The organism is Leptolyngbya sp. GGD (assembly GCF_026735145.1).
Taxonomy (GTDB): domain Bacteria; phylum Cyanobacteriota; class Cyanobacteriia; order Leptolyngbyales; family Leptolyngbyaceae; genus Leptolyngbya; species Leptolyngbya boryana.
This window is the reverse complement of the sequence record NZ_JAPQKE010000001.1, coordinates 544,766-565,546: the sequence shown is the minus strand read 5'-3', so window position 1 is coordinate 565,546 and position 20,781 is coordinate 544,766. Positions and strand designations below refer to the sequence as shown.

The 20,781-nt window shown below is 46.2% G+C and carries 22 protein-coding genes; 18 read left to right on the top strand and 4 right to left on the bottom strand.

Features of this window, described 5'->3' with window-relative positions:
• Positions 1 to 33 precede the first annotated feature (33 nt).
• The 13 genes from OU814_RS02735 (at position 34) to OU814_RS02675 (ending at position 11,120) form a co-directional block, all read left to right on the top strand.
• Positions 34 to 1,170 (top strand): 4Fe-4S dicluster domain-containing protein, encoded by a 1,137-nt coding sequence (locus tag OU814_RS02735; protein WP_268180278.1) that lies wholly within the window; start codon positions 34 to 36, stop codon positions 1,168 to 1,170.
• On the top strand, positions 1,170 to 1,640 hold the full coding sequence (locus OU814_RS02730; protein WP_268180276.1) for a cyclic nucleotide-binding domain-containing protein: 471 nt from the start codon (positions 1,170 to 1,172) through the stop codon (positions 1,638 to 1,640). The genes OU814_RS02735 and OU814_RS02730 overlap by 1 nt, the downstream gene beginning before the upstream one ends.
• The gene (locus tag OU814_RS02725; protein ID WP_268180274.1) at positions 1,640 to 2,470 is read left to right on the top strand and encodes an FAD/NAD(P)-binding protein; all 831 of its coding nucleotides are present in this window, start codon (positions 1,640 to 1,642) and stop codon (positions 2,468 to 2,470) included. The genes OU814_RS02730 and OU814_RS02725 overlap by 1 nt, the downstream gene beginning before the upstream one ends.
• Before the next feature lie 4 nt (positions 2,471 to 2,474).
• Positions 2,475 to 3,254, top strand: a complete 780-nt coding sequence (locus OU814_RS02720; protein WP_268180272.1) for an oxidoreductase — start codon at positions 2,475 to 2,477, stop codon at positions 3,252 to 3,254.
• On the top strand, positions 3,244 to 4,533 hold the full coding sequence (locus tag OU814_RS02715; protein WP_268180270.1) for a Ni/Fe hydrogenase subunit alpha: 1,290 nt from the start codon (positions 3,244 to 3,246) through the stop codon (positions 4,531 to 4,533). The genes OU814_RS02720 and OU814_RS02715 overlap by 11 nt, the downstream gene beginning before the upstream one ends.
• A complete protein-coding gene (locus OU814_RS02710) occupies positions 4,517 to 4,999 on the top strand; it encodes a hydrogenase maturation protease (protein ID WP_268180268.1) in 483 nt (160 codons plus the stop codon). Before OU814_RS02715 ends, OU814_RS02710 begins: the two co-directional genes overlap by 17 nt.
• A complete protein-coding gene (locus OU814_RS02705; protein WP_268180266.1) occupies positions 4,992 to 5,273 on the top strand; it encodes a hydrogenase maturation nickel metallochaperone HypA/HybF in 282 nt (93 codons plus the stop codon). The genes OU814_RS02710 and OU814_RS02705 overlap by 8 nt, the downstream gene beginning before the upstream one ends.
• Before the next feature lie 21 nt (positions 5,274 to 5,294).
• The gene (hypF, locus tag OU814_RS02700) at positions 5,295 to 7,586 is read left to right on the top strand and encodes a carbamoyltransferase HypF (protein ID WP_268180264.1); all 2,292 of its coding nucleotides are present in this window, start codon (positions 5,295 to 5,297) and stop codon (positions 7,584 to 7,586) included.
• 2 nt (positions 7,587 to 7,588) lie between these two features.
• Entirely contained in the window at positions 7,589 to 7,834 is a 246-nt protein-coding gene (locus OU814_RS02695; RefSeq protein ID WP_190651743.1) for a HypC/HybG/HupF family hydrogenase formation chaperone, read from the top strand.
• The gene (hypD, locus tag OU814_RS02690) at positions 7,831 to 8,922 is read left to right on the top strand and encodes a hydrogenase formation protein HypD (RefSeq protein ID WP_268180261.1); all 1,092 of its coding nucleotides are present in this window, start codon (positions 7,831 to 7,833) and stop codon (positions 8,920 to 8,922) included. The genes OU814_RS02695 and hypD overlap by 4 nt, the downstream gene beginning before the upstream one ends.
• Positions 8,919 to 9,101 (top strand): hypothetical protein, encoded by a 183-nt coding sequence (locus OU814_RS02685; RefSeq protein WP_268180259.1) that lies wholly within the window; start codon positions 8,919 to 8,921, stop codon positions 9,099 to 9,101. Before hypD ends, OU814_RS02685 begins: the two co-directional genes overlap by 4 nt.
• A 28-nt stretch (positions 9,102 to 9,129) precedes the next feature.
• Complete coding sequence (hypE, locus tag OU814_RS02680) at positions 9,130 to 10,140, top strand: hydrogenase expression/formation protein HypE (protein WP_268180257.1); 1,011 nt, start codon at positions 9,130 to 9,132, stop codon at positions 10,138 to 10,140.
• A 371-nt stretch (positions 10,141 to 10,511) separates the two neighbouring features.
• Positions 10,512 to 11,120: a pentapeptide repeat-containing protein gene (locus OU814_RS02675; protein WP_268180255.1), complete on the top strand. Its 609-nt coding sequence runs from the start codon at positions 10,512 to 10,514 to the stop codon at positions 11,118 to 11,120.
• A 131-nt stretch (positions 11,121 to 11,251) separates the two neighbouring features.
• Here OU814_RS02675 and OU814_RS02670 read toward each other — a convergent pair whose 3' ends face one another.
• On the bottom strand, positions 11,252 to 11,635 hold the full coding sequence (locus OU814_RS02670; RefSeq protein ID WP_268180253.1) for a carboxymuconolactone decarboxylase family protein: 384 nt from the start codon (positions 11,633 to 11,635) through the stop codon (positions 11,252 to 11,254).
• 164 nt (positions 11,636 to 11,799) lie between these two features.
• On the opposite strand from OU814_RS02670, the gene acsA reads away from it, so the two are divergent.
• From acsA to OU814_RS02645, 5 genes are read left to right on the top strand one after another with little or no spacing between them, the layout of a single operon-like run.
• Entirely contained in the window at positions 11,800 to 13,551 is a 1,752-nt protein-coding gene (gene acsA, locus OU814_RS02665; protein WP_268180251.1) for an acetate--CoA ligase, read from the top strand.
• On the top strand, positions 13,551 to 14,561 hold the full coding sequence (gene pdhA, locus OU814_RS02660; protein WP_268180249.1) for a pyruvate dehydrogenase (acetyl-transferring) E1 component subunit alpha: 1,011 nt from the start codon (positions 13,551 to 13,553) through the stop codon (positions 14,559 to 14,561). The genes acsA and pdhA overlap by 1 nt, the downstream gene beginning before the upstream one ends.
• Before the next feature lie 9 nt (positions 14,562 to 14,570).
• Complete coding sequence (locus tag OU814_RS02655) at positions 14,571 to 15,596, top strand: alpha-ketoacid dehydrogenase subunit beta (RefSeq protein WP_268180247.1); 1,026 nt, start codon at positions 14,571 to 14,573, stop codon at positions 15,594 to 15,596.
• Positions 15,589 to 16,794: a dihydrolipoamide acetyltransferase family protein gene (locus tag OU814_RS02650; RefSeq protein WP_268180245.1), complete on the top strand. Its 1,206-nt coding sequence runs from the start codon at positions 15,589 to 15,591 to the stop codon at positions 16,792 to 16,794. Before OU814_RS02655 ends, OU814_RS02650 begins: the two co-directional genes overlap by 8 nt.
• Before the next feature lie 40 nt (positions 16,795 to 16,834).
• Positions 16,835 to 17,089, top strand: coding sequence for an acyl carrier protein (locus OU814_RS02645; RefSeq protein ID WP_268180243.1), 255 nt, complete (start codon positions 16,835 to 16,837; stop codon positions 17,087 to 17,089).
• A gap of 10 nt (positions 17,090 to 17,099) precedes the next feature.
• Here the strand turns inward: OU814_RS02645 and OU814_RS02640 are convergent, their stop codons facing one another.
• From OU814_RS02640 to OU814_RS02630, 3 genes are all read right to left on the bottom strand, one after another.
• Complete coding sequence (locus tag OU814_RS02640; protein WP_190651751.1) at positions 17,100 to 17,720, bottom strand: hypothetical protein; 621 nt, start codon at positions 17,718 to 17,720, stop codon at positions 17,100 to 17,102.
• 79 nt (positions 17,721 to 17,799) lie between these two features.
• Entirely contained in the window at positions 17,800 to 19,533 is a 1,734-nt protein-coding gene (locus OU814_RS02635) for a pyridoxal-dependent decarboxylase (protein WP_268180240.1), read from the bottom strand.
• A gap of 148 nt (positions 19,534 to 19,681) precedes the next feature.
• On the bottom strand, positions 19,682 to 20,731 hold the full coding sequence (locus OU814_RS02630) for an AI-2E family transporter (RefSeq protein ID WP_268180238.1): 1,050 nt from the start codon (positions 20,729 to 20,731) through the stop codon (positions 19,682 to 19,684).
• Positions 20,732 to 20,781: the final 50 nt, after the last annotated feature.

Genomic DNA, 20,781 nt, shown 5'->3' with positions numbered 1-20,781 from the left:
GTTCGTCAACTTGCAGTGAGGGGATAACGTATCATGAATGAAATCAATCTTGGCGATCGCGTTGTTATCCAACGACAGAATTTGCAAAGTCTCTTTGCTGCGCTTCAGCAATTGGGATATGAGCTCATTGCTCCGACGATTCGGGAAGAAGCAATTGTTTACGATGCAGTGTCTTCGGTCGAGGAGCTTCCGATTGGATGGACTGACGAACAATCCGGCGGAGTCTATCGCCTCAAGCGACGGGAAGATCAGGCGTTGTTTGGCTATGCCGTGGGCGCACATTCGTGGAAGAAATACTTGTTTGCACCCCAGGTTCGACTCTGGCAAGCAGAGCGTAAAGGGCAAGAGATCACTATCCGTGCAGACCCGCCAGACACAACAAAGCGCGCTTTTATTGGTGTGCGATCGTGTGATCTTCATGCGATCGCGATTCAGGATCAAGTCTTTCTGCATGGAGAAGCAGTTGATCCGCACTATCAATCCCATCGCCACGATAATTTTGTGATTGCGGTGAACTGTGGACAGGCAGGGGGAACCTGTTTCTGTGTGTCCATGCAAACGGGACCCCAAGCTACGAGCGGATTTGATTTGGCATTAACGGAGGTACTCAATCCGACGCATTACTTTGTTGTCGAGATTGGTAGTGAAGCGGGGCGAGACATGCTTCAAGCTGTGCCTCATACGATCGCAACGCCAAATGATCAGGAGATTGCTCAACAGATTGTTGCAGAAACGGCGCAACACATGGGACGAACAATGCCAACTGAGGGCATTAAAGAATTGCTCTACAACAATCTAGAACATCCCCGATGGAATGACGTTGCTTCGCGATGTCTCACCTGTGCGAACTGTACAATGGTCTGTCCGACTTGCTTTTGCTCGACAGTCGAAGATACGACTGATTTAACAGGCGATCATGCTGAGCGCTGGCGAAACTGGGATTCCTGCTTCACGATGGATTTTTCTTATCTGCATGGTGGCAGTGTGCGCGTCAGTACAAAATCTCGCTACCGCCAATGGATGACCCACAAATTAGCTTCGTGGATTGATCAATTTGGCACGTCGGGTTGTGTGGGGTGTGGACGATGTATTACTTGGTGCCCCGTTGGGATTGACATTACGGAAGAAGTAAAAGCCATTCGAGACAGTCAGGAGGTCAAACACGAATGATGACGAACTTGGCACCGTTGTTAAAAGAACATGCTTTTTTTGAGGGGTTGAAGCCTGAGTATATTGAACTCTTAGTCGAGTGTGCGTCTAATGTTCGGTTTGAGGCAAATCAACTGATTTTCCGGCAAGGAGAAAATGCGGATAGCTTTTATCTGATTCGACAAGGCAAGGTAGCAGTCGAGATTAGCACACCGGGACAACCCGCGATCGTGATTAAAACGTTAATGGAACATGATGTCATTGGATGGTCTTGGCTCTTTCCTCCTTATCGTTGGCAATTTGATGCCCGAGCAATGGAGCTAACTCGCGCGATCGCACTTGATGGTCGATGCCTGCGAGGGAAATGTGAGTCTGATCCGGTACTCGGTTACGAACTGATGAAACGCTTCTCAGCGATTATGCTCGAAACATTACAAGCGACTCGCCTCCAATTGCTCGATCTCTACAATGTGCCGAGTCGGAGGGCGTAATGATCCTAGAACCGATGCAGCCTCACATCTACCGAGTACGGCAAACGCGGAAAGAAACCCATGACACCTTCACGATGGAGCTAGAACCTGCGCAAGGTAATCAACCGTTTTACTTTGCGCCAGGTCAATTCAACATGCTCTATGCTTTTGGGACTGGAGAATGTGCAATCTCAATTAGTGGGAATCCTAATGAGCCAAACAAACTCTTACACACGACTCGGATCGTGGGTAATGTGACGACTGCATTGAGTAAATTGCGTCCGGGTGATTCGATGGGCATTCGAGGTCCCTTTGGCAAGGGATGGGATTTGCAAGCCGCAGAAGGCAATGATGTGGTGTTTGTTGCTGGAGGGATTGGATTAGCTCCCTTACGTCCTGCGATCGCTTACGTGTTGGCGAATCGAGCTAAGTATGGCAAAGTCGTGATTTTAATTGGAACGCGCACGCCCCAAGACATTCTATTTCGGCATGATTTGAAGCAGTGGCGATCGCGCCTTGACTTAGAAGTTTTTGTCACGGTCGATCGGGCTGAACCGGGTTGGCAAGGCAATGTAGGAGTCGTAACTGCTTTGATTCGACGTGCGCCTTTTGATCGACTGAATACTGTTGCGATGATTTGTGGTCCTGAAATTATGATGCAGTTTACTGTGATGGAATTGCTCAAACGAGGCGTGAGTCCAGAAAGCATTTACATCACGATGGAACGCAATATGAAATGTGCGATCGGGTTTTGTGGGCATTGCCAGTTAGGACCGACCTTCATTTGCAAAAATGGCCCCGTATTTCGCTATGACCACATCAAATTCTGGTTTGACCAGCGGGAGTTTTAGAGTAATGAAACAGCTACATAAGCCGAAACTTGCTGTTTGGAAATTTGCGTCCTGTGATGGGTGTCAATTGAGCTTGCTCGATTGCGAAGATGAATTGCTAACTGTGGCAGGAGAGATTGAGATTGCCAATTTTATGGAAGCTTCTAGTGCAGTTGTCAAAGGTCCTTATGATTTGTCGTTAGTTGAAGGTTCGATCACCACTCCTCACGATGCAGAGCGAATTCATCAAGTCAGGCGGGCTTCAAAACGACTCGTGACAATTGGCGCTTGTGCAACTTCTGGGGGCATTCAAGCGCTCCGAAATTTCAAAGATGTCAAAGCCTTTACTTCGATTGTTTACGCTAAGCCAGAGTACATTGAAACTCTGAATAAATCGACTGCGATCGCGGATCATGTGTTCGTTGATTTTGAACTCCGGGGCTGTCCCATTAACAAGCATCAATTACTAGAAGTGATTAGTGCGTTCTTGAGCGATCGTAAACCTGTCATTCCGACTTACAGCGTGTGCATCGAATGTAAGCGTCGTGGAAATGTCTGTGTGATGGTCGCTCACGGAACTCCTTGTATGGGACCTGTGACGCAGGCAGGGTGTAATGCGCTTTGTCCAACATACAATCGAGGGTGCTATGGCTGTTACGGGCCTATGGAAAGCCCGAACACGTCTGCATTAAGCCAATGGTGGAAGCAGTTGGGAGTAGACGAAACAGATCTGGTTCGGGCATATCGCACGTTTAATGCCTATGCAGAAGCCTTTCGCAAAGAGAGTGAGCGTCATGAGCAGTAAAACGATCAAAGTCGATTATCTCGCTCGCGTAGAAGGCGAGGGTGCGATGTATGTGAAAATCCGCGATCGTAAAGTGCAAGATGTGCAGCTTAAAATCTTTGAACCTCCTCGATTTTTTGAAGCATTTTTACGCGGACGGCAATACAGCGAAGCTCCTGATATCACGGCTCGAATTTGTGGCATTTGTCCGATCGCGTACATGATGAGTTCGATTCATGCCATGGAAAATATCTTGGGCATTGAAGTCGAAGGTGGATTGCGCGCACTCCGACGATTGATTTACTGCGGCGAATGGATCGAGAGTCATAGTTTGCATATTTTCATGCTACACGCGCCGGATTTTCTCGGTTACGAGAGTGCCATTCACATGGCGAAGGATTATCCGGAACTTGTGCAGCGGGGCTTAAGACTGAAGAAAATTGGCAATCGAATTCTAGCTTTGATTGGTGGGCGAGAAATTCATCCGATTAATATTCGAGTAGGCGGATTTTATAAGCTACCGACTCGGCAGGAACTACAATCGCTGATTGATGATTTGCAATGGGCGTGTGATGCGGCAGAAGAAACTGCACGATGGGCAGCAACATTGCCTTTTCCTGAGTTTGAGCAAGACTATGAATTTGTTGCGCTTCATCATCCGAATGAATATCCAATGAATCAAGGACAGATTATTTCTAATAAAGGATTGGATATTTCAAACGATCAGTTTTATGAATACATTGAAGAACAGCATAAACCTCACTCAACCGCCTTACATTCCATTATTAAAGAGCGTGGAGATTATCTGGTAGGCCCGATCGCACGATTTAATCTCAATTTTGACCAATTCACACCACGCGCACAAGCGATCGCACGTGAAGTCGGTCTACTTCCCATTTGTCGCAATCCATTTCAGAGTATTGTGGTTCGCAGTATTGAAGTACTATTTGCTGTGGAAGAAGCGCTGCGGTTAATTGAAACCTATGAAATGCCCGATCAAGCAGTGGTCGATTACAAGATTCAAGCGGGAGTTGGGCATGGCTGTACTGAAGCGCCTCGCGGTATTCTCTATCATCGCTACAAGATTGATGCAAAAGGGGACATTCTAGATGCCAAAATTGCGCCACCGACTTCGCAAAATCAAGGCAGGATTGAACATGATCTGTGGCAATTTGTAGAGCAACAAATCGATTTAGCAGATGATCAATTACGATCGCAGTGTGAACAACTGATCCGCAGCTACGATCCTTGTATTTCCTGTTCAACGCATTTTTTGAAGTTAGATGTCGATCGAGCCTAACCCAATGCAAAACATCATGCTGATTGGTGTGGGAAATGAATTTCGACACGATGATGCGGTCGGATTAGTGATTCTAAGAAAACTTCGCAATCAGCTTCCAGAAACGATTTCAACGATTGAAGCATCGGGCGAGGGAACAACATTAATCGAGTTGTGGCAAACCAGCGATACCGTTTATCTATTTGATGCTGTGTCTTCGGGTTCTGAAATTGCTACGATTCATCGCATTGATGTTCATACTCAATCGATTCCATCGCAATTTTTCCACTATTCCTCTCATGCGTTTGGAGTAGCAGAAGCAGTTGAACTTGCTCGATCGTTGAATCAACTTCCAAACAAACTCATTCTCTATGGGGTAGAAGGAAGTAACTTTGCAATTGGAATCGGACTGTCAGAAGCAGTTGAGCAAGCTATAGAAACTGCGATTCAACAAGTGTTATCAGAATTGGAGATCAACCATGCATGAGGCAAGTTTGATGAGCCATTTAATTCAAACGATTGAAGCGATCGCTCAAGAACAAAACGCGACGAAAATACTTGCTGTTAAAGTTCGATTGGGTGCTTTGTCTCATTTCTCACCTGAACATTTCACCTATCATTTTGTGATTGCCTCGCGACATACACTGATGGAAGGCGCACGATTGGAAATCGAAACCTCAGATGATTTGACTGATCCGATCGCACAAGACGTTGTTTTAGAAAGCTTAGATATGGAAATCAACGAAGTTTTACAGAGCTAATTCCTTATAGTTTTCTCAAAAATGGATGATAAACATGATTTAGAACGATTGCGAATTCAGATTCGAGGTGCAGTTCAAGGGGTTGGATTTCGCCCATTTGTCTATCGTCTTGCTACAAATTTAGGCATGGTTGGATGGATTAAAAACTCAGCAGAGGGAGTCTGGATCGAAGTAGAAGGAACGCGATCGCAGCTTGACCTTTTTCTGCTCAAACTAGAACAAGAAAAGCCTGTCCATAGCCTGATTCAACAATTACAAGTCTCTTCGCTCGTTCCACTGGATGAATCTGATTTTGAAATCTATCCGAGTGTGAGTGGAGAAAAAACGACGATTGTTCTTCCTGACCTTGCTACTTGCTCAGACTGTATCCGAGAACTCTTTGATCCGAACAATCCTCGCTATCGCTACCCATTCATTAACTGCACTCATTGTGGTCCGCGCTTTAGTATTATCAACGCTTTGCCCTACGATCGACCCAACACCAGCATGAATGCGTTTCAGATGTGCGATCGCTGTCGAACTGAATACGAAAATCCGCTCGATCGTCGATTTCATGCTCAACCTATTGCTTGTCCAGAATGCGGTCCTCGGTTGGAATGGTGGGATCAGAGCGGAAAATGGCTGGCATCCGATGAAGCTGCGCTACAAGCAGCAATCCAAGCGATTCAGAACGGAAAAATCATTGCAGTCAAAGGGTTAGGTGGATTTCATTTCATGGTAGATGCTCGGAATTCAGACGCGATCGCGACTCTACGACAGCGAAAACATCGACCTGATAAACCCTTTGCAGTCATGTATCCTTCGCTAGCAGCAGTTCAAAAAGACTGTGAGCTTTCTGACTTAGAAGCTCAACTACTCACTGCTTCAGAAGCCCCAATCGTTCTACTTCGTCGTAAAGCAAATCTTAGCGTTCTTGAAACGGTTGCACCGAATAATGCTTACCTTGGTGTTTTACTTCCATACACGCCGCTGCATCATTTGTTACTATCCGCGTTAAATTTTCCAATTGTTGCAACGAGTGGCAACTTATCGAATGAGCCGATTTGTATAGATGAGCGGGAAGCGATTCAGCGTTTATCAGGAATTGCAGATGCGTTTCTAGTTCACAATCGTCCCATTGTTCGTGCTGTTGATGATTCGATTGTGCGAGTGATTGCCGATCGCGAAATGATTCTGCGTCGATCGCGGGGGTATGCTCCGTTACCTATTGCGATCTCCAAGCCTATGCCAACCTGTTTAGCGGTTGGAGGACATCTTAAAAATACGATCGCACTGACAATTGATTCCAATCTGTTTGTCAGTCAACATATCGGAGATTTGGAAAATCAAGCTACTCTACAAGCTTTTGAGCAAGCGATCGACACCTTTGAGCAACTTTATGCGGTTCATCTCGATCTCATTGCTTGTGATGACCATCCTGACTATCTTTCAACTCAGTACGCTCAACAGCGAGCCTCGAAATTGCAATCGAGTCAAATTCTTCCGGTTCAACATCATCATGCTCACATTGCTGCCTGTATGGCTGAGAACGGATTAGAGGAAACGGTGTTGGGGGTGGCTTGGGATGGCACAGGCTATGGACTCGATGGGACAATCTGGGGTGGAGAATTTTTCTTAGCGAATCTGACCGATTTTCAACGGGTAGGACACTTCAAACCTTTTAGACTACCGGGAGGTGAGAAAGCAATTCGAGAACCCCGCAGAGCTGCGATCGCAGTACTTTACGAACTGTGGGGAGAAGCCGCATTCGATCGAACAGATTTAACCCCTGTTCAAGCATTCAATGCCCAGGAGCGCGACATTCTACAAGCCATGCTCCAGAAGGAACTCAACACACCTTGGACTTCGAGCGCAGGACGACTCTTTGATGCAATTTCAGCCCTGCTCAACCTCGTGCAAATTTCAACGTTTGAAGGACAAGCAGCAATGGCGTTGGAATTCGCGTTAGAGCATATCTCAACGGATGAAGTTTATTCGTCTGTCATTCATCAGGGCATTTTCGATTGGTCTACGATGATTGAGGACATCATTTCAGAAATTGAGCAAAAAACATCAGGTGCAATGGTTTCTGCAAAGTTTCATAACACAATGGTCGAAGTCATTCTTCAGTTTGCGCGACAATGGAAACAAAAGCGTGTTGTCTTGTCTGGAGGATGTTTTCAAAATCGGTACTTCAGCGATCGCACGATTGCCCGTCTCCAAGCAGAAGGCTTCCAACCTTACTGGCATCGGCATATTCCACCCAACGATGGCGGCATTGCTGTTGGACAAGCAATCATTGCTGCATCCCAACTATTAAAGCGTGGCGGTTAAGTATGTGTTTAGCGATTCCAGGAAAAATTCTCAGCATTGAGGGTAATGATCCATTGTTGCGAACGGGTCGAGTTAGCTTTGGTGGAATTGTGAAGGAAGTAAACTTAGCCTTTGTGCCAGATGTCCAGATTGGAGACTATGTGATTGTTCATGCGGGTATTGCGATTAATCAACTCGATACTGCGGTTGCAACCCAATTTTTTGAACACTTAAATCAACTGCGTGACACTCCAGCAGAATTGCCATGAAATATATTGACGAATATCGAACTGCTGAGCTTGCTCAACGCTACACTCAAGCCATTGATCGCATCACGACGCGACCGTGGACAATCATGGAAATCTGTGGTGGACAAACTCACACCATTGTTAAATTTGGCATTGATCAACTGTTACCTCGATCGATCACGCTGATTCATGGTCCAGGATGTCCCGTTTGTGTCACATCTGCTGAATTAATTGATCAAGCTTGTGCGATCGCGGCACTTCCTGATGTCATTTTCTGCTCGTTTGGTGACATGCTCCGAGTTCCAGGGAGTCAATACGATTTACTTACGGTGAAAGCCTTAGGAGGGGATGTCCGAATCGTTTATTCGCCGCTGGATGCACTCAACCTTGCTCAAGCGAATCCCGATCGACAAGTTGTATTTTTTGCGGTTGGCTTTGAAACGACGGCTCCAGCGACCGCGATCGCAGTTCATCAAGCCAAACAACAAAACGTTCAGAATTTTTCACTGCTAGTCGCTCATGTCTTAGTGCCTCCCGCGCTCGAATTACTGCTCTCCTCGCCAGAACACAATATTAATGGACTGTTAGCCGCAGGGCATGTTTGTACAGTGATGGGATACAAAGACTATGAGCCGATCGCTCAAAAATATCACATTCCGATTGTCGTGACTGGATTCGAGCCTGCTGACATTTTGCAGGGTGTTTATCTTTGTGTTCAGCAATTAGAGGCAGGACAAACAAGGGTCGAAAATCAGTATGCTCGTGCAGTTCAGCGATCAGGCAATCAAATTGCACAACAACTGATGCGAGACGTGTTTACTGTCGTTCCTCGGGACTGGAGAGGAATTGGTACGATCGCTCAAAGCGGCTTAGGACTGCGAGATCAATATGCCGAATTTGATGCAAGTCTTCGATTTCAAGTCTCAGCACAGACATCTCAGTCAGAACAATCTGACTGTATCAGTGGTCTGATTTTGCAAGGAATTCGGAAACCGCAGGAATGTGCTGCCTTTGGAACACGCTGTACACCTGAACATCCTTTGGGCGCACCTATGGTTTCTTCCGAAGGAGCGTGTGCAGCTTACTATTACGCAAGGAGAATGCTATGAAAAATCACACTGAACTGAAGCAAATTGCCAGTCAAATTCTGTCTGGAATGCTGGCAAATCCGCATATTTATGCCACGATTAGCGATGAAGAAGGGCGCGGACAACAAGAGCAAATTTTGATTCTCACTGCGATCGAGATGGCAGAAAAATTAATCGAAAAGGTAGAAGATCGTGAGTAGTCCTCATTCTCGATCGTGTCCTATGCCGATGCAAAAGTTTTCTCAAATTCTGCTCGCGCATGGCGGAGGAGGACAACTTACGCATCAATTAATTGAGCAATTATTTATTCCGACCTTTGAAAATACTGCACTGTCTTGTCGCCACGATGGTGCAGTATTAGATGTCCATCATGCTCAAATCGCATTTACAACAGATTCTTATGTCGTTCAGCCGCTCTGTTTTCCGGGTGGCAATATCGGGACATTAGCAGTCAATGGAACCGTCAATGACCTAGCAATGTGTGGCGCACGTCCGCTTTATCTGAGTGCTGGATTCATCTTAGAAGAAGGCTTCTCCATGCCTCTATTGCAAGACATCGTAGACTCAATGCAGCAAGCTGCTCAGACTGCCAAGGTTCAAATCGTGACCGGAGACACAAAAGTTGTCGATCGAGGTCGCGGGGATGGATTATTCATCAATACAGCCGGAATTGGAATCATTGAACATGCCTGCAAGATTGCGCCACAACAAATTCAAGTAGGGGATGTGGTCATCATCAATGGCGATATCGGTCGGCATGGCATAGCGATTATGGCAATGCGAGAAGGATTGAGATTCGAGAGTGCGATCGAGAGTGACTGTGCCGCTTTAATCGATCCAGTGTTCGCTTTACTCGATGCAGAAATTTCTGTGCATTGTTTGCGAGATTTAACCCGAGGAGGATTAGCTAGTGCCTTAATTGAGCTTTCTGAAGGAGCAGCCATGCAGATTCAACTCGATGAAGCTGCAATTCCTATCCGCGACGAAGTGCAAGGCGCATGTGAAATTTTAGGCTTAGATCCGTTATATGTAGCAAACGAAGGACGCTTTGTCGCTTTTGTTGCGCCCCAAGATGCTGAGCGCGCGATCGCGCTGCTAGAGCAACATTCTCCCTGTAATCCTCGGATTGTGGGGCATGTTATTCACTCAAATTCTTCCGCTGTGATTTTGAAAAACAAACTCGGAGTAGAACGCATGATCACACGACTGAGTGGGGAGCAGTTACCTAGAATTTGCTAAGTAGGGAGGTGAAATGAATTGGAAGATTGTCGCTCTCGTTGGCGTCCCGCCCTGAACTGGAAGTTCGGGCTAACTGTGCGAAGTGGGTTGAAACCCACTGAAGAGGGCGTTTTCATAGGCTGTTAGTCCCAGAGCGGACTTCGCACTGTTAGCCCCGAATTCATTCCGGGGCGGGTGAGTAACGTAGCGAGAGAACTTGCTGAGCTGATATTGAATTACGCCCATTTACTTAATGGATTTCAAGCAGAGAATTTAGAAGCTTGTCTTTGTCCCTTCACAACTTTCTCAAACTTATCCTCTACCCTCAAACTAGAACGGTCTTCTCTCTTTAGAACATTGTGAAGCCATTTATAAACTGTAGGAACAATATCATGACCCTTGGTGAATCTTCTTACACGATTTCACGTTCGATCACAGTTCAGGAACTCCTCGATCGCTATGCGGCAGGAGAACGTAATTTCAGTGATGTTGTTCTAGAACAGGCTGATCTCAGTGGTTTGTCTTTGGGCGGCATCAATTTGGGACGATCGCACCTGAAAGGCGCAAAATTAACTGATACCTCTTTGAGTGGAGCTAATTTGAATGAAGTCGATTTGAGTGGAGCCAATCTCGATCGTGCTAATTTATTTGGCGCATTTCTGAGTGGTGCTAATTTGAATAACACAACGCTCAAAGCGACCAACTTGACCGATGCGGATTTAAGTGGAGCATCCTTAGTTGAAGCTGATTTGAGTGATGCGCTGTTACATGGAATTTGCCTTGCTGAGGCAAATTTACAGAGTGCCAAATTGACGGGAAGTAAAATGTGTGGGGCAAGGCTCTGGAAAGCAGATTTGCGAGGTGCAAATTTGTATGGTGCAGATTTGTGTGATGCGAATTTGTGTGAAGCAAATCTACAGGACGCAAACTTGAATGCAACTGATACGAGTGAAGCTTCACTGACCAGAACAGTCATGCCCCAGGGCGAAATTCATGAATAGCTATGTTGAAGAGTCCATCTGCAGCGGAGATTTTTAGGGAGTGTTCCACGACAAATTTGATGGGGATATAGGGGGATAGGGTGAAGGGCTGAAATTATAGTTGCTGCTCCCCATCTCCCCACTCCGTGAAATTAATGGGGTTGACTACTAGGCTCTTTTTGTAATTCTTCAACAGCTTCCATCACATGAGTTGCATACATCAATGAGGGACCTCCACCCATAAAGACTGCAACTCCTAACATTTCCAGAATTTCTTCTTTTGTCGCTCCTGCTTGAAGCGTCGAATGAGTATGAAAGGCAATACAGTCATCGCAGTGAATTGCTACGGAAATGGCTAAGGCAATCAATTCTTTGGTTTTAGAATCCAGGGCACCAGCAGTGGAGGAAGCTTTACTGAGCGCATAGAAATTCTTCATCACATCCGGGATAGCTGTGGATAGTTTGCCTGTATAGCTCCGGATGTGTTTCATCTGGTCGGTGCAAGAATGCTTGGCGTTCGGGTTGTTTGTGTTCATGACAATTTTCCTAACGATCCAGTCTTTCTCCTTTCATCGTAAGAAGGAACCGAAGATAAAATCTAATCTCCTCAAAGAATTTAACGATCTCATCCTCACAAGTTCCTCATCATTGCCCAGTAACCTGACACTATCGTTCCTCATCATGTACGTGAGGTGAAACAATGGGCTGGAGTCCAATCGAGAAATCATTCAAAAATTGGCGAGTCAAACCTAATTTACAAAACTATGAAGAAACGCGCCGTATATTTTCTTGGGCAGAAATCGACGCTGAACTCAAAGCAACCATTGAGGGATTGAATATTGCCGATATTGCGGTCGATCGTCATACCAAAAGCGATCGAGCCGATCACATTGCCCTGCGCTTTCTAAGAAAGGACTGGAATGTTCAAGATTTTACTTATCGCGATCTCGCTCTACAAACCAATCAATTCGCGAATGTTCTCAAAACTCTAGGAGTTGGGAAAGGCGATCGCGTCTTTGCTCTCACAGGACGGATTCCATCTCTCTATATTGCTGCTCTTGGTACATTGAAAAATGGCAGTGTGATTTGTCCACTTTTCTCTGCTTTTGGTCCAGAGCCGATTTATCAACGCATGAACCGAGGAGATGCCAAAGTCTTAGTGACAACCACCGCACTCTACCAACAGAAAGTCGTGGCATTGCGCGATCGGTTGCCGAAATTACAGCACATTCTTTTAGCTGATAGTGAAGATCATTTAGAAGACGGAATTTGGTCGCTTCCCAAGCTGATGCAAGTGGCTACTTCTGAGTTTGAGATCGTAAGCACTCAACCAGAAGATATGGCATTGCTGCACTTCACGAGTGGCACAACTGGAATGCCCAAGGGGGCGATTCATGTTCACAAAGCCGTTTATGCTCATTACATGACGGCAAAATATGTGCTCGATTTGCATCCTGATGATATTTTTTGGTGCACGGCTGATCCAGGGTGGGTGACTGGAACGTCCTACGGGATCATTGCACCGCTGACTCATGGCGTGACGAGTATCATTGATGAAGCAGAGTTTGATGCCGATCGCTGGTATCGCATTCTCGAAACTCAAAAAGTAACCGTCTGGTACACTGCTCCGACGGCGATTCGGCGATTGATGCGCCTCGATATTGACCCGAAAGCCGAATATGATTTGAGCCATCTGCGACTCGTGCATAGTGTGGGAGAACCGCTGAATCCCGAAGCAGTGGTTTGGGGTCAGGAGAAGCTAGGCTTACCGATTCACGACAATTGGTGGCAAACCGAAACAGGTGGCATCATGATTGCTAACTATGCCACGATGCAGATTCGTCCAGGTTCGATGGGTCGTCCTATTCCTGGGGTAGAAGCCGCGATCGTGCGGCGGCATGAGGATGGCACGATCGAACAAATTGACCAACCGGGCATTGATGGAGACTTAGCCCTAAAACCGGATTTTCCCTCAATCTTTCGCGGCTATTTGCATGATGAAGAACGCTACCGCAAATGTTTTGTTGGAGATTGGTACATCACAGGCGATTTAGCCATGCGCGATCGCGATGGCTACTTCTGGTTTATGGGACGCGAAGACGACATCATCAAAACTTCGGGACACATGGTTAGTCCCTTTGAGGTCGAAAGTGCATTGATGGAGCATCCAGCGGTAGCGGAAGCGGGCGTGATTGGTAAACCTAATCCGATGATTGGTGAGTTAGTCAAAGCCTTTGTTGCCCTCAAACCAGGGCGAGAACCTAGTGAAGCGCTCAAACTAGAACTTTTAGGATTTGCTCGACAAAAACTAGGGGCTGCTGTAGCTCCAAAAGAATTGGAATTTCAAGAATCATTGCCCAAAACTCGAAGCGGTAAGATTATGCGGCGATTGCTGAAAGCGCGTGAATTAGGGTTACCCGAAGGCGATCTATCGACATTGGAGACGAACTGATGAAGAAGAAACATGCAACGATACAATCTCCTACTTCTGTTGATTCCAATCAAGCACATTTGCACGATCTTCTTTATCAAATGCTACGGATTCGTCGCTTTGAAGATAAGTGTGCAGAACTCTACAGCGCCATGAAAATTCGCGGGTTTTTGCATCTGTACAACGGCGAAGAAGCGGTAGCAGTGGGAGTTATGCAAGTCTTAAAACCCGATGATGCGATCGTGGCAACCTATCGCGAACATGGTCAAGCCCTAGCACGCGGAATTCCCATGAATACAGTAATGGCAGAAATGTTCGGTAAGCAAGAAGGCTGTTGTCGAGGGCGCGGAGGATCGATGCATTTATTTGATAAAGAGCATCGCTTCTATGGAGGTAACGCGATCGTAGGTGGTGGTTTACCCTTAGCGGTTGGGCTGGCTTTAGCTGATAAGAAATTGGGCAGAAAACGGCTCACCTGCTGCTTTTTTGGCGACGGTGCTGTTGCTGAAGGAGAGTTTCACGAATCTATGAATTTAGCGTCTCTCTGGCAAGTCCCGTTATTGTTCGTTTGTGAGAATAATCAGTATGCAATGGGAACGGCTCTGAAATATTCTCACTCAGTCACAAATCTGGTTCAGAAAGCGGAAAGCTATGGCATCGATCATGCAGTTGTGGATGGCATGGATGTTCTAGCAGTAGAGCAAGCTGCTCAAAAAGCGGCAGTTGAAGTCCGGGAAAATGGAAAGCCTTTCTTTCTAGAATGTGTCACCTATCGTTTCCGAGCACACTCGATGTTTGACCCAGAACTCTACCGAGATAAAGCCGAAGTCGAAGAATGGAAACAACGCTGTCCCATCTCAACACTCACGCAACAGTTAAAAGCACAAGGACAGATCACAGATGCTGATGTGGAAAGGATAGAACAATCGATCCGTCAAGAGATCACAGATGCGATCGCATTTGCGGAAGCGGGAACTTGGGAACCTGTGGAAGAATTAAATCGCTTTGTCTACTCAGAGCCAAACGCCTAGGGGGACACTATGAACTATGGAATTGACACCCATACAGATAATCCACCGCTGATGATTCAGACAACCTATCGAGAAGCAGTGCGAGACGCAATCCGAGAGGCGATTCTGAAAGACGATCGCGTGTTCCTGATGGGCGAAGATGTCGGACAGTATGGCGGTGCTTTTGGAGTAACAAAAGGACTGTTGAAAGAATTGGGTGCCGGCAAGATCATGGACACGCCGCTGTGTGAGTCTGGGTTTACCGGAGCCGGAATTGGCGCAGCACTGAACGGAATGCGCCCGATCGTAGAAGTGATGACGGTTAACTTTAGCTTGTTGGCTGCTGATCAAATTCTCAATACAGCAGCAACCTATCTGCATATGTCCGGCGGTTTGTTCAATGTTCCGCTCGTGATTCGCATGGGCACCGGAGGAGGCAAACAACTAGCAGCACAACACTCTCATAGTTTAGAAGGATGGTATGCTCACATTCCTGGAATTAAAGTTCTGACTCCAGCAGTGCTTGAAGATGCCCGTGGAATGCTTTGGACAGCACTGGAAGATCCCGATCCGGTTCTGATTTTTGAGAATACGTTGCTCTACAACATGGAAGGAGAACTTCCAGCAAATGCGGGAGCAGTAGATATCGATCGTGCTTGTATTCGTCGAATTGGGCATGACGTAACGCTCATTAGCTACAGTGCCAGTTTATTCAAAGCACTCGAAGCCGCAGAAACTCTGGCTCAAGAAGGCATCGAAGCTGAAGTAATTGATTTGCGGGTTCTGCGTCCACTGGATGAGGCTACGTTTCTCACCTCGATCGCGAAAACGCATCGAGCCGTGATTATTGATGAAGGTTGGCGCAGTGGCAGTATCTCTGCGGAGATTAGCGCTCGCATTATGGAAAAAGCATTCTATGACTTAGATGCCCCTGTAGAACGGATTTGCTCAGCCGAAGTTCCCGTGCCCTATGCCAATCATTTAGAACAAGCTGCTTTGCCTCAATCTGCCACGATCGTCAATACAGTCCGGAGGATGGTGACTCGACATGGCTGAATTTCGTATGCCCAGTTTAGGGGCGGATATGAGAACCGGAACCTTAGTCGCCTGGAGAGCCAAACCTGGCGATCATCTCAAGTACGGTGACATTATTGCAGATGTGGAAACCGATAAAGGCATCATGGAAATTGAGGTCTTTGAAAACTGTACTGTTGAGGAACTACTGCTGGAACCGGATACTAAAGTGCCCGTGGGAACGCCAATGGCGAGATTGAAATTAGAAAACGGTGCGGAAAAAGAAGCGATCGCGGTCACCGATCGCGAACAACCTAGCCCACCTCCTACAATCGAAGCTCCGACGAGTTCAGTACCCACTCTTGCTAAAGAGGAACGATTGCGCGTTTCGCCGCTAGCTCGCAAGGTAGCGACTGAACTGAGTGTGGACTTAACTCAGGTGAAAGGAACTGGAGCCGATGGTGCGATTCATCAAATTGATGTAGAAGAAGCTGCAAAAGCTCTGAAACCAACACCGAAGCCAGAAGAAAAAGTTATCCCTCCATCGCCTGCAGCGAAACCGACTACAACTGATTTTCAGGCAGGAATGCGACGCGCGATCGCGGCTGCGATGTCTCGCTCTAATCGCGAGATTCCTCACTACTATCTCGAAACTCGAATTGATATGAGCCATGCACTGAAATGGCTTGAAGCAGAGAATCAAAAGCGATCAATAAAAGAGCGTATCTTACCTGTCGTTCTGCTGATCAAAGCAGTCGCTAAAGCATTAACTGACGTTCCAGAATTGAATGGATATTGGATTGAAGATCAGCTTCAAGTCCAAGAAGCAATTCATATCGGCTTTGCGATTTCCCTACGGCAAGGAGGACTAGTCACGCCTGCGATCCATCATGCGGATCTGAAAAGCCTCGATGAATTGATGGCGACCATGCGCGACTTGATTGAGCGTACGCGAGGAGGACATCTCCGTAGCTCAGAACTGTCTGATGCAACGATGACACTAACAAGCTTGGGAGATATCGGTGTCGAAAAAGTCTACGGGGTGATCTATCCACCCCAAGTTGCTTTGGTCGGTTTCGGCAAAATCTCTGAACAGCCTTGGGCAGAACAAGGAATGCTCGATGTTCGTCCGGTACTAGTTGCAACGCTAGCAGGGGATCATCGCGCAACGGATGGCATGATTGGTGCAAGATTCTTGCAAGCAGTCAACACACATCTTCAATCAGTAGAGAAATGGTAAAGAATACAGATTCATCAATGATTTTATGAAGGGTGAAACAATGGCAATCACTAAAACTCAAATTCAAGAAACAATGTTCAGACTCTTGCAAAAGATTGCTCCTGGGTCTTCTCCAGAAACTTTAGGCAAGGATGATGATGTTCGAGAAACGCTCGGAATTGATTCCTATGATTTTCTCAATTTCATGATTGGACTGAACGAGGAATTTGGTGTGGAGATTCCAGAAACCGATTATGGGAAACTCATCACGCTTAACGATATCGTTCAGTATATTTCTACTCACACTCAACAGTAAATCGTCGTCTTCATTGGATGAGTCCTGACTTCAAGAGTTGAAATGATTCAAACCAAGAAAAATGAAGATGACCGATACTGAGAAAATCAACCACAATGTGCATGGCAATAATGGAAATTACTGCACGATAGCGCCATAGCAACCATACCCAAATTGCTGACATCAACGCCGAAATAAAAACTGGTGCAATGAAAAGATCATGCTTGGGTAGTACCTGAATCCAAAATAGAGAATGAATCAAGCCAGAATATAAAACATTGCTGGCATAGCCACACATAAAGATGCAAATCGGTGCATTTTGAAACTTCTGGCGTCCAATGTAGCAGCCAACCAAGAACCAAAAGATAAACATGAATTGCTCAAGAATACCGTTCAACACGGAAAATACAGCGAGGTCTACGAAATGATAATGACCTGTGTCCCGCTTTACGGTGAATAAAACATAAGTTCCCGATGCTAAGAGCGTCACAATCCACCCCAAAAGCAAGGTGAGGTGATACCCTTTTTTCTCCTGCCCAGAAGCTGAACGCGGACTCAGCAACCCATTTGCACGATCTCGTCTAGCAATCACTAAAGCGGTCGCGATCGCACAAAATAGCCAGTAAATCCAGATACCAGTTTTAATTGCCAAAAAGGTTTCCTCTCACTGTTTTACGCTCTTTTCAAAGTACTGTCTGAAGCATAAAGGCGAACGTTTCCCATTAGCCCTGTTAATGGAAACCGCGTCCCAAATGCGGGAAGTGGGCGAGGTGCTTTGGATGACGAGTGGGAGCAATTTCTGGCGGCTTTGCTACAGTGGGTTGAGATGGAAAAGCATCCGGTTGCCTGAGATCTGTAATCAGTTGGTCAATGAGCTGAGTCGCGACATGCGCCATGATGAAAATGTGATTGTAGGCTCGCTTTTGCCCATTCACAAATAGCGTTTCACTAGATAGCGAGTACTTGAAAATAATATCGGGATTCGCTTGCTTAAACCGAATCGTCAGCGAGAGTGGTGTCCGTTCCACCCACAAAGATTCACCCAAGTGCTGCTCTAGCTCCTTGAGTTGTTGAACAGCATATTCCGCCATCTTTTCGGTATACAAGGCTTTTTCCATCTCGCCTTCATAGGAAGTTTTCGCCAAGTAGTCCCATAAAATCATCGCCGATAAACCATTGCGTGACCCGGCAAATGTGGTATCAGGAGAACCGATATACTCTGGATTATCCGGTGGACGCAACTGATATTTTGTTTTCGTCATATAGATGCCGCAGGGACAAGGTGCCCCGATCCACTTATGTCCACTCATTGCGATCGAATGCACAAATGGTAATCGGAAATCAAAATTCGGTCCGCGTCGAGCAATTTTTTCAGCATTGTATGCCATCTCCACAAAGGGCATATATGCTGCTCCTAAAGCACCATCTACATGAAACCAGTATCCAGTGCGAAGATCAAATTGATTCGGATCGCTCGGGTCGTAGTCAACTTTGCGTTCATGCAGCCCATAGCGCTGAAAAATCGGCATCAGTGCTTTCCCGGCTGCTTCCACATCGTCGTAAGCACCTTTGAAAGTGGTGCCATAGTTGAAACAGATTAAGATGGGATACCCCTTGGCTGCAAAAAACTCGACGAGCTTTACTAGCGAGGGAATATCGATCGAGCCTGGTCCTGTACTGCCTTGCGTGGATGGTACTTCTTTCGACCACGGCTGACCCGGTGCTAGAGGGTTCTCGTTGGGATAGTAGTGCTGCCCTATTTGATAAAATGTATGAAGTCCGAGAACAATGCCTGCTTTGATAATCGAGTAGTGAGTATCTTCGGAGTAAAACACAATAGGGGTATAAGCATGAGGCTTTCCATCTAGCGGCAATGCCTGTTTGTAAATGAGGCGGCGAAGTAGCGATCGAGGATGTCCCCCAAAACTGGCGACCCTCGCTTCTTCTTCAGCCGTGTGTTCTTCTAGGAGGAGCTTGCCTGCTAAATAATCGCGCGCATTCCATAACCCATAGAGATTGCCTTCAGTGCATCCCATGCTGACTACATATCCCCAGTAAGACTCTCCATCGGCGGGATTATGAGGTAAGCGAGCATTCCACACCCGAGCATAGTAATCGAGTACAGCCCGCTCCATCCATTTACTATGAATCGTAAGATTCCCATCGATAAAGGGATCGCCCACGTTATTGACGTGATAGTTTAGATAGGGCTTGAGATCATCTTCGTAATCTAACTGCTGATTGACTTGGTACCCGAGGAAATGTGCCTTTTGGATAGATAAATATTCGTGTAATTGAGCGAGTGCTTGAGCACGTTTTTCCTCGGTTAAACCTGTTGAGGGTAGTTGAAAATCTTCGATCGTAATATTCCTAAGCGATGGATAGGCTGAAGATGGGTGATGGATAGGCATCGATGCGTTTGAGTGACTATCCTGATTCCTAAAATGATTCGCATCACGATTCATAACGCTTCCTCCTGACCATCACTCTTTCAATTATCGATCTATAGGCGTTGTGATGGTATTGAATTTATCTTTATTTACTTTTTGATCGATTTTGGTGCAACTGGTACAGAATTTTTTGAGCTTTTTCGGACAATAAAAGAATGCGTGTCTACTCTCCTTGTGCTTCTTCAAGATTGAATAGACTAACAATCACACCCGCGATCGGGACTGCTAAAAAGAGACCTAGTAGTCCTGAAATCTTCGTTCCAACCAAGAGCGCAAAAAATACAACCACTGGACTGAGATGAATGGTGCTTTGCATGACACGCGGAGAAAGAAGATTATCTTGTAACTGTTGTAAAACCAAACAAATGAGTAGTACCTTGAACGCGATGAGCCAGTTACTTTGTACAAAAATAATTAAACAGACAAGAGACACGCCGAGCGTTGCACCAATGCCAGGAATTAAGTCAAACACCCCGATCGTGACCGCAAGCAAAAACGGAAATGGAATTTGAAACAGTGCAAAAACGAGAAACGTAGCAATGCTCAGCAAAAATGAGATGAGCAACTGCCCGCGAAGAAATCCGAAAAAGTTTGTTTGGACTGCGATCGACACACGGTTGCGGTGTTGGGCAGGGACTAACTTGAGTACGAGTCGCCATAGCTTTGCACCATCGATCAGCATGAAAAATGCAACAACTAAGATAATGATAAACGTGACATAATTCTGGAAGAGAACGGGCAGAGAACTAACGATCCAGTTCAAGCTCACGACAAACACATCGCGAATTTGGGCTTCGATCACGTCAAGGTTGAACGGAATGTTGCGCGCTGCCAATGTACTTTGCAGCTGGTCAAATGGATTGTTTGAAGTATTTAAAGCCTGAAGAAGTAGCGTTGCTAATTGCTGGACTTGATTGGTCAAGGTTAGCCCGATCGTAACGACTGCAGCAATAATCGTGATCAGGCTTAGTGCAATGACTAACCCTAATGCGAGTCTGCGTCCGACAAAGCGCTGTAAAAATTGCAGTGGATAGTTGAGCAAGAGCGCTAGAATCCCTGAAAGCGCAAACACAAAGATCACGTACTCAAAATATTGAAAGATCGCAACTAATGCCCAACCGGAGGCAAAGAAGAGCAGAAAACGCACTAATGTATTCGTACTGATCTGGCTCCAACGCGATCGATGTTTTTTGGGATCTGGCGCTTGATTCATGATGACTACTCTCTAGGCTAAATGTGCTATTACATAGCAGCATGTGCGAC